Source organism: Fictibacillus norfolkensis (genome assembly GCF_014836645.1).
In the GTDB taxonomy this organism is placed as follows: Bacteria; Bacillota; Bacilli; order Bacillales; family Fictibacillaceae; genus Fictibacillus; species Fictibacillus norfolkensis.
Genome location: NZ_JACSQM010000006.1, coordinates 193,798 through 210,721 on the forward strand (window position 1 = coordinate 193,798; position 16,924 = coordinate 210,721).

At 39.8% G+C, this 16,924-nt stretch carries 16 protein-coding genes; 6 read left to right on the forward strand and 10 right to left on the reverse strand.

Annotated elements, in window-relative coordinates; all coding sequences use genetic code 11:
* Positions 1 to 153: 153 nt before the first annotated feature.
* From H9648_RS14620 to pdxK, 7 genes are all read right to left on the reverse strand, one after another.
* Complete coding sequence (locus H9648_RS14620) at positions 154 to 1,116, reverse strand: NERD domain-containing protein (RefSeq protein WP_191754535.1); 963 nt, start codon at positions 1,114 to 1,116, stop codon at positions 154 to 156.
* 102 nt (positions 1,117 to 1,218) lie between these two features.
* A complete protein-coding gene (locus tag H9648_RS14625; RefSeq protein ID WP_191754536.1) occupies positions 1,219 to 2,490 on the reverse strand; it encodes a glutamate-5-semialdehyde dehydrogenase in 1,272 nt (423 codons plus the stop codon).
* A gap of 59 nt (positions 2,491 to 2,549) precedes the next feature.
* Complete coding sequence (gene proB, locus H9648_RS14630) at positions 2,550 to 3,683, reverse strand: glutamate 5-kinase (protein WP_191754537.1); 1,134 nt, start codon at positions 3,681 to 3,683, stop codon at positions 2,550 to 2,552.
* Between the two features lie 290 nt (positions 3,684 to 3,973).
* Positions 3,974 to 4,249, reverse strand: a complete 276-nt coding sequence (locus H9648_RS14635; protein ID WP_191754538.1) for a spore morphogenesis/germination protein YwcE — start codon at positions 4,247 to 4,249, stop codon at positions 3,974 to 3,976.
* Positions 4,250 to 4,451: 202 nt separating this feature from the next.
* Positions 4,452 to 5,096, reverse strand: a complete 645-nt coding sequence (bshB2, locus tag H9648_RS14640; protein WP_191754539.1) for a bacillithiol biosynthesis deacetylase BshB2 — start codon at positions 5,094 to 5,096, stop codon at positions 4,452 to 4,454.
* Positions 5,097 to 5,109: 13 nt separating this feature from the next.
* Entirely contained in the window at positions 5,110 to 5,460 is a 351-nt protein-coding gene (locus H9648_RS14645) for a YojF family protein (RefSeq protein ID WP_191754540.1), read from the reverse strand.
* Positions 5,461 to 5,864: 404 nt separating this feature from the next.
* Positions 5,865 to 6,677 (reverse strand): pyridoxine/pyridoxal/pyridoxamine kinase, encoded by an 813-nt coding sequence (gene pdxK, locus H9648_RS14650; RefSeq protein ID WP_137791524.1) that lies wholly within the window; start codon positions 6,675 to 6,677, stop codon positions 5,865 to 5,867.
* A gap of 295 nt (positions 6,678 to 6,972) precedes the next feature.
* Here pdxK and treP point away from each other — a divergent pair, with 295 nt between their 5' ends.
* From treP to treR, 3 genes are all read left to right on the forward strand, one after another.
* Positions 6,973 to 8,376, forward strand: coding sequence for a PTS system trehalose-specific EIIBC component (gene treP / locus H9648_RS14655; RefSeq protein WP_191754541.1), 1,404 nt, complete (start codon positions 6,973 to 6,975; stop codon positions 8,374 to 8,376).
* A gap of 82 nt (positions 8,377 to 8,458) precedes the next feature.
* Entirely contained in the window at positions 8,459 to 10,147 is a 1,689-nt protein-coding gene (gene treC, locus H9648_RS14660) for an alpha,alpha-phosphotrehalase (RefSeq protein WP_191754542.1), read from the forward strand.
* A 26-nt stretch (positions 10,148 to 10,173) separates the two neighbouring features.
* Positions 10,174 to 10,890, forward strand: a complete 717-nt coding sequence (gene treR / locus H9648_RS14665) for a trehalose operon repressor (protein ID WP_191754543.1) — start codon at positions 10,174 to 10,176, stop codon at positions 10,888 to 10,890.
* Between the two features lie 67 nt (positions 10,891 to 10,957).
* Here the strand turns inward: treR and H9648_RS14670 are convergent, their stop codons facing one another.
* Both H9648_RS14670 and H9648_RS14675 read right to left on the reverse strand, forming a co-directional pair.
* Positions 10,958 to 11,125, reverse strand: a complete 168-nt coding sequence (locus tag H9648_RS14670) for a hypothetical protein (protein ID WP_191754544.1) — start codon at positions 11,123 to 11,125, stop codon at positions 10,958 to 10,960.
* A 39-nt stretch (positions 11,126 to 11,164) separates the two neighbouring features.
* Positions 11,165 to 11,635, reverse strand: a complete 471-nt coding sequence (locus H9648_RS14675; RefSeq protein WP_191754545.1) for an NUDIX domain-containing protein — start codon at positions 11,633 to 11,635, stop codon at positions 11,165 to 11,167.
* 156 nt (positions 11,636 to 11,791) lie between these two features.
* On the opposite strand from H9648_RS14675, the gene nhaC reads away from it, so the two are divergent.
* The 3 genes from nhaC (at position 11,792) to H9648_RS14690 (ending at position 14,797) form a co-directional block, all read left to right on the forward strand.
* Complete coding sequence (nhaC, locus tag H9648_RS14680; RefSeq protein WP_191754546.1) at positions 11,792 to 13,192, forward strand: Na+/H+ antiporter NhaC; 1,401 nt, start codon at positions 11,792 to 11,794, stop codon at positions 13,190 to 13,192.
* Positions 13,193 to 13,347: 155 nt separating this feature from the next.
* The gene (locus H9648_RS14685) at positions 13,348 to 13,881 is read left to right on the forward strand and encodes a helix-turn-helix domain-containing protein (RefSeq protein WP_191754547.1); all 534 of its coding nucleotides are present in this window, start codon (positions 13,348 to 13,350) and stop codon (positions 13,879 to 13,881) included.
* Positions 13,882 to 14,011: 130 nt separating this feature from the next.
* On the forward strand, positions 14,012 to 14,797 hold the full coding sequence (locus tag H9648_RS14690) for a phosphatidylserine decarboxylase (RefSeq protein WP_191754548.1): 786 nt from the start codon (positions 14,012 to 14,014) through the stop codon (positions 14,795 to 14,797).
* Positions 14,798 to 15,023: 226 nt separating this feature from the next.
* Here H9648_RS14690 and H9648_RS14695 read toward each other — a convergent pair whose 3' ends face one another.
* On the reverse strand, positions 15,024 to 16,922 hold the full coding sequence (locus H9648_RS14695) for a PTS fructose transporter subunit IIABC (protein ID WP_191754549.1): 1,899 nt from the start codon (positions 16,920 to 16,922) through the stop codon (positions 15,024 to 15,026).
* Positions 16,923 to 16,924: the final 2 nt, after the last annotated feature.

The window sequence follows — 16,924 nt, forward strand, 5'->3', positions numbered from 1 at the left end:
GAGAGGTATGTGAGCGATTCGAGAAGTTTGTGAGCGATTCGATAAGTTTATGAGCGATTCGAGAAGCTTATGAGCGATTCGAGAGGTTTATGAGCGATTCGAGAAGTTTGTGAGCGATTCGAAAAATTTGTCATCGAGTTCTTAAGCATCATCTCAAGACGGATCAGGTAGTGTGTAAACTCTTCCTTTCTTTCCACCAGTATGGGGTAAGTTCATATCATTAAGTAGTCGCTTTCCTGTATGCCTAGATGAAAGACATAGGAACTCACATAGCTGTTTATTAGTTATACTACTTCCAAACAAAAGGACATAATCAGAAAGTGAAGAAAGGTGAAGGTTTTTACTTTTATACGAACATTTGGGACAAAGCCAGATAGCTTTCCTCCGCACCACTGGCAAATAAGAGCACTCGGTACAATAAACACCCTTGATAATATCTTTGTCTTCAATCCCATACCTTTTTAGTAGATCAGGGTTTTCAGGCACATGATGTCGAACAAGCAACTTGGATAGTTTACTGACTTCTTTTGTCGTCAGCTTCTCCACCGAGTACATCTTATCAATCACCTTAATTTTCTCCTGCATATAGGGACTATGGGTAATATAATGAAGGACATTTTTATTTGAGGGAGGGGCTTTAATAATGGTTCTCGGATTGCTCATCACAACCAGTGAGTGAACGGGAATAGGAGGTATACGGTTCTTTGTCATCCATTCGATTAAATGTGACTGTTGGCGCTTTACTTGGAAAATAGGATTCCGAAAAGCTTCTTCTGATCCATCATCCTTTACTCTGATGACTTGGTTGAGATGGTCAAAAACCAAAGTTCCGGTAATGTATTTCACTTCGAGGTTTAAGAGATAACGAGGGGAGAGAAGCAGGGTGTCAATCTGAAAATAACTTTCATGCGCTGTAAGCCTCAGGTCATGCATTACAGAAAAGTCCCGGAAAGGTTTTAAAAAGTAGTCATTCGACTGCTCACCAAAATGTCCGGCTAACCTACCGCTTAATTCATCTTCCATGGTTAAATATTTGGGGTGAAGCTTAATCACTCGTCGTTGCATAACTTCAAGCTTTCTTATCCTTATAGACTTTCCACGATCTTTAACTAACATAAACGACCTCCTTTTTTTAAAACATTCTCTCACCATCCTAGCTTCACCTTCTTTATTTCTACAAAAAAAACAGCCCCGACTAAGGGACTGTTTACAATATAATTACCTAACCTGTCCGTCACCAGTCATGCGATACTTGATTGTCGTAAGTGCTGGTAGACCCATTGGACCGCGTGCATGTAATTTTTGCGTGGAAATACCAATCTCAGCTCCGAATCCAAGCGCTGATCCATCAGTGAAGCGAGTAGATGCGTTATGGTAAACGGCAGCTGCGTCAACACTGTTTAAGAAAGCGACGGCATTCTCTGCATTTTCCGTCACGATCGCTTCTGAATGCTTTGTGCCATAACGTTCAATATGGGCAACAGCTTCTTCGATAGAGCTAACTACTTTAACAGCTACAGCCAAACTTAAATACTCTTCAGCCCAATCCTTTTCATTAGCAGGCATTACATCCGGCAATAACTCTGCTGCTTTTTCGTCGCCATGCACTTCAATATCGTACTTTTCAAAAAGAGCTGTAACTTGTTCAGCATGATCATTCAGCCATGCTTCATGAAAAATGAACGTCTCTGCGGCATTACAAACAGCGGGTCGATCTGTTTTAGCATTCTCCATGATTGCGAGAGCTTTATTAACATCAGCGAACTGATCGATATAGATGTGACAATTGCCGACACCGGTCTCTAAGACTGGAACTGTAGCATTCTCGACAACCGTTTTAATCAGATTTCCGCCACCGCGAGGAATTAACACGTCAATATGCTCTTTCATCGTAAACAATTGACCCGCTGCTTCGCGATCTGTAGACGCAATAAATTGTACAGCATCCTCTGGAATTTTTGTTGCTCTTAATGCTTTATGAATCACAGAGACAATCGCTGAGTTTGAATGTATAGCGTTCGATCCGCCTTTTAGTACAATGGCGTTTCCGGACTTTAATGCAAGTCCTGTCGCATCCACTGTTACGTTTGGTCGTGCTTCATAAATCATACCGATCACACCTAATGGTACACGAACTTGTTCAACGTTTAATCCGTTATCAAGTGTCCAGTCAGACAGAATCTCACCTACAGGATCCTTTAACTCAACAACCTCGCGTAGTCCGTTTGCAAACTCTTTAACGCGGTCTTCTGTTAAGCGCAAACGATCCATTAAAGCTTCAGAGAAATCATTGTTTTCACCATTAACTAGATCCTTTTTGTTTTGTTCTAAGATAAAGTTTGTTTCTCTTTCTAACGTATCAGCAATCACCAGTAAAGCTTCATTCTTTTCTTTTTCACTAAGCAGTGCAAGCTTTTTTGAAGCTTCCTGTGCTAACTTTGCTTGGTCTTTCACATCAATATTTTTGGTTGTACTTTTAAAAGTACTCATCCAACGCCTCCTTGTTATTTGAAAAATGTACATTCTTTATATTTTCGTCACATCTTATATTAGTGAATAGGTACTGCCAAACGTGTATGGCAGACTAAATCATTGTTATTAATGGCTTCTTCAGGGCCGACTTCAGCTAGCTCGTCACGCGAGATACCCTTAATCTTAATTAATTGTTTAGAAGAATAATTCGAAACGCCAAGCCCCACTTCATTGCCGTCTAAATCCTTGATGCGAACAACTGAACCTTTTTTAAAGTGACCACTTACGTAGCGAATGCCTGTAGGATAAAGACTTTTGAGCTCATCGATACCTTGCTTCGCTTTATTCGAGACCACGATCTCACCTTCTGGACCAGAGTGAAAAGCAATCCATTGACGCTTTGTATCAAGATTAAATTCATTTTTACCTGGAACAAAATACGTTCCTCTGGCCTTGCGGATAACGGCTTTGTGAATGATATCTGGTGATGTTGCGTTGCCAAGGAAAGATGAAATTCCAGAAGCCATTGCGATTTTTACAGCATCAATCTTAGAACGCATGCCTCCAGTACCTACCGCACTTCCAGGTTCTCCTGCAGATTCCTCGATTTCTGGTGTAATTTCACTAACTTTCGTTAAAAGTTTTGCATCAGGATTTTTTCGAGGATCATCCGTGTAAAGCCCATCGATATCAGAAAGAATGATGAGCTGATCGGCATCCACAAGTCCTGCCACTTTAGCAGAAAGCGTGTCATTGTCACCGAACTTAAGTCTCTCTACTGTAACTGTGTCATTTTCATTTACGATGGGTATGATTCCGCGATCTAAAAGAACGTTGATCGTATTTCGAGCGTTATGATACCGATCACGATCGGAAAAGTCGCTTCTCGTAATTAAGATCTGTGAAGCGGTATAACCGTGAGAGATAAAACGCTCCGAATAAGATTCCATTAATAAACCTTGTCCAATCGATGCAGCTGCCTGTTTTTCTGCTAGGGAAGTCGGACGGTTCAAACAACCTAAACGTCTATACCCTGCGGCAACTGCGCCTGAAGATACGAGCAACACCTCGTGTCCCTCATCTTTCAATTTAACGACCTCATCAACGAGTCGCTCTAATTTATGTCTGCTGATATCGCCAAGTCTGCTTGTTAAAGAACTAGATCCAATTTTAATTACAATGCGTTTGTTTTTTAATTCGTTTAATATCATATCTGTTAAAAATCACTCCTGTTTTGTAAGTTATAACAACTCATTTTCCGGTCAAAATTTCAACGGTAACGATTATAACATGGTGAGATTTAAACACAACAGGTATTGGTGAGATAGTGTAGAAAACAAGCAAAAAGTGAAGAAAACAGAAGAAAAGCGGGATAATTAGGTCATAGGAGATGAGGGGATGTGAGGACGTGATATGGAAATATATATCGGAAAATTCGAATGAAAAAAATTCCCAATAAATGCAAAATCCCCTCTAATAATAGAGGGGATGAAAGTTTAAATTAATATTTTGCTTTTTCCATCTTTCGTTTCGCCAAATATGGACGGCCCCATACGATGTATGCTGCATAATGAGCAAAAATAACATTTGCGATGAATACGGTGATGAAGAAACTGTGTACGAATAAGCTTAAGCTATCATTAGCCATGAATAATACAACGTAAGTCCATAAAAGGGCGATGAACGGCGTTTGCCATAAGGCTAACTTACGACTATCATTCCATAAAAATAATGGCGTGGCAGTCGCTACGAATAAGTAAACCATAAAAACATCCATTACTAATCAACCCCTTGCAGTATTGTTTACGCTTACAATTTTGACGGTTTAGCGTCTAAATTGTGAACGATTTGTTACAATTAGTATACCACAATAGAAGGAAAATGCTACATGGATTTGTACATTTTTTTGAAAATTCAAGTATTAGTATTAAAAAAGAACCCGAAGCCTCAGTAAGACAGCGGGTTCTTAGTCTATGATTTTATAAGGGATAACGCCAAAATCTCTCATTTTTTACCCAAGCCAGCATGGCAGGATCTTTATCAACACTATCAACAAGCCATTGTGTTTGAGATCGGTGTGCTTTGATGCAGTTCATTTTTTCCTCAAAAACATCAGAAATATCTGTCACTACATGTGGAGCCCCTAAGTCTTCTTCAGAATTTTTTGCAAAAGCAACACATAAGAGTTCCGGACGATCCATTTCAGGCATGCTTCCTACTGCACGTACAACCGCTCTCGCAGTAGCTTCATGATCAGGGTGTACGCTATACCCTGGATAAAAAGTGATGAGACGTGTTGGTTTCACCTCTTCAATGACAGCTAAGAATTGATCAGCTAATAATTTTTCATCTTCAAACTCTACCGTTTTGTCGCGTAATCCAAACTGCCGAAGATCTTGGATACCTACTGCGTCACAGGCATCTTTAAGCTCTTTTTGGCGAATAAGTGGAAGCGATTCACGAGTAGCAAATGGTGGATTTCCCATATTTCTGCCCATCTGACCGAGCGTTAAGCAGATATAAGTAACGGGTAATCCTTTTTTTGTGTGTTGAGCAATCGTCCCTGAAACCCCGAACGCTTCATCGTCTGGGTGGGGGAAGATCACGAGTAAATGATCATCCAATTATATAACCTCCTTATACATCAAATGGGGAAGAGCTCAGTTGAAGAGCTACTGCAAGGCGGCCTTCCGAATCATGACCTGCCATCAGTAATCTTCCCTCATTGTCGATTTCCCAATGTGTTAAACCTTCTGCATAAATCCATCCTAGCTCAATCTTCAAGCCAACACGGTAGGGACCGCTCCCCATGATTTTTCCTGATAAAGGTGTTACTTTACCATTTCGAATATATGCGTTAACGGTAAGTACACTCTCATTATTATGATTGGCATATGCGCCATTTGTTGTTTCCAAATGTAGATAAAGTTCTTTTCCAATAAGCTGGTCCAGTGTTTGTTGGACTTCGTTGGTTTGTATGAGCTGCATATCTTCACACTCCAGTGCTGAATAGATGTACTTATTATAATTCAAATTCTTAAATAACGTGTATGATATGCCTATCAATTTTAGAAAGCTGATATGCACGTCTGTGGAAGTAGTTGATCTCCGCTCCAGGTGCTTCGCTTTCCGTGGGGCAGGCGGTGAGCCACTTGCCGCTTTGCGCCATTAAGTGTCTCACCTGACCGCTCGTCCCACAGGAGTCTCGCTCCTTGCGCTCCAATCACTTTGGCATTGAAGCAAAATAAAAACATAAATCATTTGGTTAGTTTGTTTTAAAGACTTGAACAACGTTGGTCGGTGCACACATGATGTAGAAATCCGATTAGCAGGCCCAAAATATTTATAGAATAAAAAAAGACCGATCAAAGATGATCAGTCTTCACTACAAATTATTTGTTTAATTTATCACGGTAAGCACCATGCCAAGTTGGTCCTACGTATTGGTTGATTTCAAATCCTGCTGCGATGGCTTCTGTAATGAAATCTTTTGCTGTTAAGATGGCTTCTCGTACTGGCTTTCCTTTAGCAAGTTCTGCTGTTATCGCTGCTGAGAACGTGCAGCCTGCACCATGCGTCCACGTTGTTTCAATTCTTTCAGATTCTAAAACTTCAAATTCTTGTCCATCATAAAGAACATCAACGGCATTTTCGTGTTCAAGTTTAGCGCCGCCTTTAACGATTACATATTTAGCGCCATTAGCTTGAATCTTATGAGCAGCTTCCATCATCTGTTCAACTGTCGTAATCGGTTCCATACCAGCAAGTTGTGCAGCTTCAAATAGGTTGGGAGTTACAACCGTCGCTTTAGGTACCAAAACATTTTGAAGGGTACTAGCAAGCTCAGGGTGTAGAGGTTCTGCGCCTTTACAAACCATAACAGGGTCTACTACAACGTTTTGAAGATCGTGTTTTTCGATGAGATCTGCTGTTATCTGGATAGCCTCAACTGATGCAAGCATGCCAGTTTTTAATGCATCAACACCAATTCCAGAAACAACTGTTTCTAATTGTGCTTTGAATAGATCGTTAGGAAGCAAGAATACTTCATGAAACCATTCGCGATGTGGGTCTTGTGCGACCACGACATTCAGAGCAGTCATACCGTAAACGCCTAGCTCTTGAAAAGTTTTTAAATCAGCTTGAATACCAGCTCCACCGCTTGTATCTGAACCTGCAATCGTAAGTGCTTTTTTAGGTGACATCATAAAATCTCCTTTATTCTCGTTTCTCTATATGTAACAGATTATAGCAAAAAATAAGGAGAAAAGAAAAAGTAGCTGACTAAGGTAAATTTAACCAAGTGATCAAAGTGATTGACATATTTGTATATACAGGTTAAATTATTTTTGTGTTATGTATATACAAGTTTAGTTTTTTATGAAAACGCTTAAACACATTATACGGGTGAACAAGTTTTCAATGAATGATAGTTAAGGGTATAGAGATATATGGCTTTTTTATCATGTGAAATGGAAACGGTTTCTAGGAGGGAACAGAATGAGTAAAATACGCGAATCAGCTGAACAAATCGTCGAAGCTCTCGGCGGTAAAGAAAATATATCAGCAGCCACTCACTGCGTGACACGCCTTCGTCTTGCTCTTAAAGATGAAGGAAAAGTAAACGAGGAGGCTCTAGAGAATATTGATCTCGTAAAAGGTTCTTTTTCTACAAACGGCCAATATCAAGTCGTGATCGGGCAAGGAACGGTTGACAAGGTTTATAACGAGTTCATTGATATTACAGGTACAGGGCGAGCGTCAAAAGAAGATATCAAGGATGAGGCGAGTAAGAAGTTAAATCCACTACAAAGAGCGATTAAAGCGTTAGCAGATATTTTTATCCCGATACTTCCTGCAATCGTAACGGCAGGTCTATTGATGGGAATCAACAACATCCTAACTGGCCCGGATATTTTTTATGATAAGAAATCTTTTATTGATGTTCACCAGAACTGGGCGGATTTCGCAGGAATGATTAACTTGATCGCGAATACTGCTTTCGTGTTCTTACCTGGACTGATCGGTTGGTCAGCGGTTAAAAAGTTTGGTGGAAGTCCATTACTTGGTATTGTTCTAGGACTGATGCTTGTCCATCCAGATCTTTTGAACGCATGGGATTATGGTAAGACAAAGGATATTCCAACGTGGAATCTGTTCGGTCTACCCATTGAAAAAGTAGGTTATCAAGGTCAGGTGTTGCCGGTTCTAATCGCTTCTTACTTTTTAGCGAAAATAGAGCTTTTCTTGAAAAAGCGTATTCCTGATGCCTTACAGCTATTATTAGTAGCTCCAATCACATTATTAGTAACAGGTTTTTTAGCGTTTATCGTTATCGGACCGATCACGTTTACGATCGGTAATAGCATTACGGACTTTTTCGTATCAATCTTTGATAACTTTGCATGGTTAGGCGGGTTGATCTATGGTGGATTCTATTCCCTGCTCGTTGTTACAGGAATGCATCATACGTTCTTAGCAGTCGACCTGCAGCTTATTTCTAACACAGGTGGTACTTTTCTATGGCCGATGCTTGCACTATCAAACATTGCACAAGGTTCTGCAGCACTTGCGATGTTTATGGCAACACGTGATGAAAAGCTTAAAGGACTCGCTGGAACGTCAGCATTATCAGCATATCTTGGAATCACTGAGCCAGCGATGTTCGGAGTGAACTTACGCTTCCGTTATCCGTTCATCTTCGCGATGATTGGTTCTGCTATCGCCGGGATCGTGATCACAGTTGCCGGCGTTCGTGCGTCATCCATTGGAGTAGGCGGAATTCCTGGATTCCTTTCCATCTTGCCAGGAAGCTGGGGATCTTTCTTTATCGGAATGGGAATCGCACTTGTCGTACCATTTGTATTAACGTACCTTTATGCAAAAGTTAAAAAATCGAAGTAAGACAATTAAACAAAAACGACCGGAATGGCACTATTTTATTTCCGGTTGTTTTCATTACTAAAACAAATATGGCGGTGAAAGTATGAAGAAGGAACCATGGTGGAAACGATCCGTTGTGTATCAGATCTATCCAAAGAGCTTTAACGATACGACAGGGAATGGAACAGGAGATATTGACGGAATCATAGAGAAGTTAGATTATCTTAAAGACTTAGGAGTAGACGTTCTATGGCTAACTCCGATCTATGACTCTCCTCAACGAGACAACGGGTATGACATCCGGGATTATTACAAAATCTTTGAAGATTATGGAACGATGGATGACTTTGATCGTCTGCTTCAAGAGGCACACCAGAGAGATCTGAAGATCATCATGGATATCGTAGTGAACCATACAAGTACAGAGCATGAATGGTTTCAACAATCACGTCTGTCAAAAGATAATCCTTATCGTAATTATTATATCTGGAAAGATTCTGTTGAAGATGGAGAGCCTTCAAATTGGGTTTCGAAATTTGGTGGATCCGCTTGGAAGCTTGATGAAGAAACCGGTCAATACTACCTCCACTTATTTGATGTGACACAAGCGGATCTGAACTGGGAAAACACTGAAGTTCGTCAAAGAGTTTATGAGATGATGAATTATTGGTTTGAAAAAGGGGTAGATGGCTTCCGTCTAGATGTTATTAATCTGATTTCAAAAAATCAAGATTTCCCTAATGATGATGGCTCTATAGCACCAGGAGACGGACGGAAATTTTACACAGATGGTCCGCGCGTTCATGAATTTATGCAAGAGATGAACAAGGAAGTGTTCTCAAAATATGATGTACTCACAGTAGGTGAGATGTCATCCACAACGATCGATAATTGCATCAAGTATACGAATTCAGAGCGAAACGAATTAAGCATGACTTTCAATTTTCATCACTTAAAAGTCGATTATCCGAACGGGGAAAAATGGAGCATCGCTGATTTTGATTTTCAAAAATTAAAAGAAATACTTTCGACTTGGCAAGTGGAGATGCATAGGGGTGGTGGATGGAACGCGTTATTCTGGTGCAACCACGATCAGCCGCGAATCGTTTCACGTTACGGTGATGACGGTGAATACCGTGTACAATCAGCCAAGATGCTTGCGACTACGATTCATATGATGCAAGGAACACCTTATATTTATCAAGGCGAAGAGTTTGGGATGACAAATCCAAAGTTTACGAAGATCGATCAGTACCGTGATGTTGAGTCGTTAAACATGTTCAATCTATTGAAAGAAGAAGGCAATAGTGAAGAAGAAGTGCTAGAGATTCTTAAACATAAATCACGTGATAATTCTCGTACTCCTGTTCAATGGAATGGTAGTGAAAATGCTGGTTTCACTACAGGGGAACCTTGGATACCGATTGCGTCTAACTTTAAAGAAATCAATGCCGAGGCAGCCATGAATGATGAGAACTCTATTTACTATCATTATCAAAAGCTCAATAAACTAAGAAAAGAACTAGATGTAATCATATATGGAGATTATCAATTGATTCTTGAAGATCATCCTGAAATTTTCGCTTATGTCCGTAACGCTGACAATGGGGAAAAACTTCTTGTCGTGAATAATTTTTATGGCAAAAGCACAGATTTTACACTACCAAAATCCATCGACCTTACAGGTCTATCAGGAGAAGTATTAATCAGTAATTATGAAGGTTCACCAGAAGACCTTTCTTCCTTTTCGTTACGACCGTATGAATCTGTCGTTTTTCACTTAAAAAAATAATGCTACACTATGTATGGTGAATAATGATGAGAAAAAATAAATTTCAAGAGATCTATCAGGAAATATCTGCACAAATTCAAGAAGGTGTCATAAAAGCTAATACTCAGCTTCCGTCAGAACATGATTTAGCAGATGAATACGAAACATCGAGGGAGACGGTTAGAAAGGCACTCAACCTTCTATCGCAAAACGGTTTCATACAAAAAATCCGTGGTAGAGGATCAATCGTTCTAGAAACAAACAAATTTAGCTTTCCTGTTTCGGGACTAGTAAGTTTTCAAGAGTTGTCAGAGTCTATGGGAAAGAACAGTATAACGACTGTTCATGAATTTGGTTTGATCGAGCCGGATGAGTTTCTTCAACAGCAGCTCCAGACAGAACCTGAAGAGCTTACTTGGAAAGTGATTCGTTCTCGACAGCTTGACGGAGAGACAATCATTTTGGACAAAGATTACTTTTTAAAAAAGTACGTACCAAAGCTCACGAAAGAAATTGCCGAACAATCTATCTACGCGTATTTAGAGAATGAGTTAGGTCTGAAGATCAGTTTTGCAAAAAAAGAAATTGTCGTTGAAGATTGTACGGAAGAAGATAAAGAATTGTTAGATCTAGATCGTTTTGAGCATATTGTTGTCGTGAAAAACTATGTGTATCTAGAAGATGCGAGCCTCTTTCAATACACAGAATCTCGTCATCGACTCGATCGTTTCTGTTTTGTCGATTTTGCAAGGCGGGGAAGATGATTAATCGAAGCAGGAAAATTAAACATAAACCGCAGAGGAATTAACATCCCCTGCGGTTTTTATGTGACTAAAATCCATTAGGACCATCACCGCTATTCCAATGACTACCAACTTCGCCTTGTCTTAAACTAGGATCAAGGCTATTGGTAAGTTGATCGTTTCTTTTCTTTCTTCTGTAATCTATGATAAATGCTAATGCTAAAATTCCAATGATGAATAATAACAGCCACCACAAAGCAACGTCCCCCTTTTATAAAAGTTTTTTACCACAATCCTAATTAATATCGCCAATATAAGTAGGTCCTTTGTATTTCGATTGACTTTTTTCTTGAATCAGTGGAATGATCCCTCGGGGGTAGTAATTGTATTCTGATAGCCGATCGATTGGAAGCCACTGGATTTCTAATTGAGTAGAATCTGGAGCAAGCGGCTGAAATTGTATTGGAACTTTTTCTAGGGATGCTTCAAATATATGTTCTACAATATGTATTCGGTTCACTTCTTTTTGATTCTCAACGTGGTTTTTGCTGATGAACTCCCGAACCCATAACAATGGACCAACTTCTACTTTTACGCCAAGTTCTTCTAAACATTCTCGAAGCACAGCGTTTGATAAAGTCTCGTTAAAATCTTGTCCTCCACCTGGTATAACATATTTCGCTTCATCTTCATTTCCTTTTTTAATCGTTAAAACATGATGGTCATGAATGATTAATGCTTTTACCGAACTTCTAATCCTGTTCATATGATCAGCCTCCATAATGCTCTTTTCTTTAATTTACCATGTCTGTAATGTTGACAGCTTCTGTAAAGTTCGTTAGTATTATAACAGTTGCTAACACGCTTCAACGCGTAAAAGCGTTTAAGTAAATAAGTGTAGAAGATGAACGGAGAGATTTACATGAAAAAACAAATGAAATTACCGGTGGCTCTTGGAATGTTTACAATGATTTTTGCTGTGATGTTCACGAGTCTCGTGTATATAAAAGTTGAACCGCATATTCCATTGTTAGCCTGCCTGATTTTGTTGGGAGCAGTAGGAGTTGCTTTTGGAGCACAATGGAAGACGATAGAAAAAGGAATATTTAATGGTATCATAGCTGGATTGCAGCCAATCATGATTCTTTTAACAGTAGGACTTGTTATAGCAAGCTGGATGTTAAGTGGAACAGTGCCAACTTTACTGTTTTATGGGATGGATATTATTCAGCCTGAATGGTTTGCAGTAAGTGCCCTTATCATTACCGTAATTGTTTCTTCTTTTACCGGAAGTTCTTTTACAACTGTAGGAACAGTAGGTGTGGCATTAATGGGTATCAGTCACGTGCTTGGAGTCAATCCAGCATTAGCTGCAGGAGCTATTGTCTCTGGAGCGTGTTTCGGAGACAAAATGTCCCCATTGTCTGACTCAACGAACTTTGCACCAGGAGTCGTTGGCGTAAATATGTTTGAACACATTCGACACATGATGTGGACAACGGTTCCGGCGTTCATCCTGACTGCTATTGCCTTTTTCGTACTTGGTGGTAGCGGAGGTAATGCGAATCTTCAAGAAATCAAAGAGATTCAGTCAGTGCTTTCAAGTGAGTTCCCAATTCATCTATTAACTCTAATTTCACCAGTTGTTGTACTAGTTTTGGCGTTTCGTAAACTGCCAATCATACCTATCCTTTTAGCTGGTGTAACGGTGTCAATCATCGTAGGGTTTTTCTTAGTACCAGACCTGACACTGCAAAAAGTTATTAATACTATGCAAAATGGTCTGCAAACTCAGACAGGGAATGAAACAGTAGATACCATCGTTAATAAAGGTGGATTAATGTCTATGATGTGGTCGATCTCACTTGTATTGATCGCATTAGGACTAGGTGGAGTCATCCAAGCGTTAGGGATGTTTGATCTATTGTTTGGAGCTGTTAAGAACACTACTCAAAAAGCGAGCAAGCTAATTGCAACTACCCTAGCATCTTCAGTAGGAATCAATTTACTGGCAGGTGAAATGTACCTATCCATCCTGTTGCCAGGACAGGCGTTGAAGGACGCTTATATTAAATCAGGCGTTCCACTAAAGAACTTATCTAGAACGGTAGAAGATGGAGGTACACTTGTGAATCCACTCGTTCCCTGGAGTGTGAGTGGTGCATTCTTTGCATCAACATTAGGTGTATCGGTCATCGAGTACATTCCATATGCTTTGTTCTTATGGCTGTCTCCAATGTTCACTTTACTTCTTGCTTATACAGGTTGGAGTATCGGTCAAAAAAAAACGAATTCATTAGAAAATGATCATACAGCGGCATAATGATATAGAAAACAATTGAGAAGCATCTCGTTAGATGCTTCTTTTCTTTTGATAAATATAAGATAAACTATTATCATTATCGATAACAATAACAATAACAATAACAATAACAATAACAATAACAATAACAATAACAAAAAGGATGATTCTGTATCATGCAAAGCAAAGCAGATTTTATTTTGCATCCTGTTCGAATGAAGATTATACAACACCTCTCAAAAGGTCCGGCTACCGTAATGGAACTAAAAGAATGGGTATCTGAAGTTCCGCAAGCCACACTATATAGGCATTTAAATCTTCTTAGTAAGAATGAGATCATTTATGTGGTTCAAGAAAAAAAAATACGTGGTGCTGTAGAGCGAACATATGCTATGAATCAAAACTCAACATATATAACGGCAGAAGAGGCAGCCAATTTGTCGAAAGAAGAGCATATGAAAATGTTTATGACGTTTGTATCCAGTGTAACTGGCGAAGTGGAAGCTTACTTTAACGGCAATACGGATCTTAAAACAGAAATTTTCGGTTATAATCAGTTGGATCTTTATTTAAATGATGAAGAGTGGGAAGAACTGAGTCAGGGAATGCAGGAACTCATCGGCAAATATGTGCCAAACAGACCTTCAAAACATAAAAAGAAGGTTAAACTTGTTCAGATGTTAGTGCCTGAACCTAAGAAGAGCAGTTAAGAAGAGGAAACGCTGATATATTTAGCAGGATGCTTTATACTGAATGTATATCAAAAAAACCAAAACATAAACACCGTTATCAATAATGATAACATTCATATCATATTAAATTAAAGTTAGGTGATAGAACATGAACATGACCAGGTTTTATAGAAATCTATTTGAACTGAACGGCCATCCAGTTGTGGCACGTTCATTAAAGAAATTTGCACAATCTAAAGCAAGTAAACCTTTCATCCCTTCATTCGTGAAACTATATAAAATAAACATTAACGAAGCAACACGGGAGCTTAAAGAATATCATTCTCTTCACGATGTTTTTATTCGTGATCTAAGACCAGATGCTCGCCCTGTTCCATCAGAAGCTCATGCATTTGTTAGTCCTTGTGACGCTGTGTTATCCGTAGTCGATCATCTTACAGAAGAGAGCCGTTTTACTGTAAAAGGACAAGAATATACGGTTGCTGAATTGTTAGGTTCTGAATCTGAAGCGAAGAAATACAGCGGGGGACAAGTATTTGTTTTTTATTTAAGTCCAACGGATTACCATCAAGTTCATGTTCCGGTGGATGCTGAAGTTGAGTCTGTCTACACACTAGGAAAAGAAGCTGCCCCGGTCAACGAACTTGGATTACGTCATGGACTTCGACCTTTAACACGTAATTACAGATTAGTTACTGGAATGAATGCAAGCGGACAACCTCTTGCACATGTTATGGTAGGTGCTTTGAATGTAAATACGATTGAACGCACAAATCATGAGTCGGTTGTAAAAAGAGGAGATTCTTTTGGGTATTTTTCGTTTGGTTCTACTGTCGTTTTGTGTATTCCAAAAGGGGCTTTGAAGTTCACAGGCAAAAAAGGCAAGGTAAAGATGGGTGAGCTTCTTGGTGAATGGATTCCGAGAGAAGTTTAATTATCAAACTAAAAAGCTGTTTCAATTTACTTAGTAGCTCTGATAGTAGTTGATCTCCGCTCCAGGTTGCTCGCTTTCCATGGGGCGACCGGTGAGCCCCTTGTCTAGTTGCAGTGACTAGCCGTATATTGATCTAGTTAATAAAACATCACATAAGAAAAAGGATAAAACTTCTCGTCATCGCGAGTTAGTTTTATCCTTTTTATGTTTCAGTTTTCCCCTCACATCACGCTGCGAGTTCTTTTTTGTTTTCTTGAACTTCTTTTTTCAGGATACCAGCAATAAAAGCGGTAACGAATGAACCGATCAAAATCGCTAATACGTATAGCAACGGATTTCCGTTCACGATTGGAATAACGAACGCGCCTCCATGTGGTGCTGGTAGTCCGATACCGAATACCATCGATAAAGCACCAGCTACAGCGGAACCGATAACAGCGGCTGGGATTACACGACCAGGATCGGCAGCAGCGAATGGAATAGCACCTTCAGTAATAAAGGAAGCTCCCATAATATAATTTGTCTTACCTGCTTCTCGCTCTGCTTTTGTATATTTCTTTTTAAATAATGTTGTTGATAGTGCGAGTCCTAGAGGTGGAACCATGCCACCAGCCATAATGGCTGCATGAGGTGCAAAGTTACCTGCATCGATCATCGCGATACCGAATGTAAAAGCTGCTTTATTGATAGGTCCACCCATATCGACGGCCATCATTCCGCCTAGAATTAAACCTAAGAAAACGAGATTTCCAGTTCCCATCCCTTTTAACCACAACGTTAATGCGTCGTTCAATGCTTTCACGGGTTCAATCACAATGAACATCATGATCAGACCGGTGAGAAGGATGCCGAATAATGGATAAAGAAGAACAGGTTTGATTCCTTCTAATGATTGAGGTAAGCTGCTAAACAACTTTTTTAATCCAAGAACTAGATATCCTGCTAAGAAACCAGCAATCAGCCCACCAAGGAAACCAGCTCCGCCTGTTGCGGCCATGAATCCTCCGACCATACCTGGCGCAAATCCTGGACGATCTGCGATGCTCATCGCAATAAAACCTGCTAAAACAGGGATCATGAGAGCAAACGCGTTACCGCCACCTATCGTGCTCAGTGCTTCAGCGATCGGGTGATAAGAAGGATCTTTCGGATCAGCCGCATTAATCCCGAAAATAAACGAGATCGCAATCAGAATTCCTCCACCAACAACGAAGGGAAGCATGTTGGACACACCGCTCATCAAGTGTTTATAAAACCCAGTTCTTCCTGGAGAAGCGGTTTTCTTCTCATCAACATTCGATGCTTCTCCGTTACTTTTATAAACAGGAGCATCTTGATCTAACGCTTGCTGAATGAGCTGTTGAGGCTTTCGAATACCTTGAGCTACCGGAACTTGAATCACGTGTTTGCCGTTGAAACGTTCCAACTCAACTTGTTTATCTGCAGCGACTATAATCGCATGAGCTTCTTCGATATCCTCTTTCGTAAGTGCGTTTTTAATTCCGCTCGAACCATTTGTTTCTACTTTTAAGTTGACGTCCATTTCCTTCGCTTTTGCTTTTAGCGCATCAGCTGCCATATACGTATGAGCAATGCCTGTAGGGCAGGCTGTAACGGCTAGTATTTTTTGTTTCGAAGAAGAAGAGGTATGATTTTCTTCTTTTTCCATCTCTTTTTCTTTAGCATCAATCGCATCTAAGATTTCTTTTTCTGTTCTAGCAGATTCGAGTTTCGATCTGAAATTAGGATCCATCAAAAAGCTTGAAAGTCTAGAGAGTGTTGCTAAATGGTCATTGTTAGCGCCTTCATAAGCGGCGATCATAAAAAACAGATGGGCGTTTTGACCGTCCAGAGATTCATAGTCGATGCCATCTGTTGAACGACCGAAAGCGATAGCAGGCTCGCTTACAGCATTTGTTTTTGCATGAGGTATGGCGATTCCTTCACCGATACCTGTTGTACTTTGACTTTCTCTCGCTAAGATTGCTTCTTTATATCCTTTTTTATCATTTAGTTTTCCAGCTGTATGCAATTTCTCGATTAATTCATCTATTACTGCTTCTTTGGATTGAGACTGTAAGTTTAATAGGATTGTATCTTTTGTTAATAAATCCGTGATTTTCATCA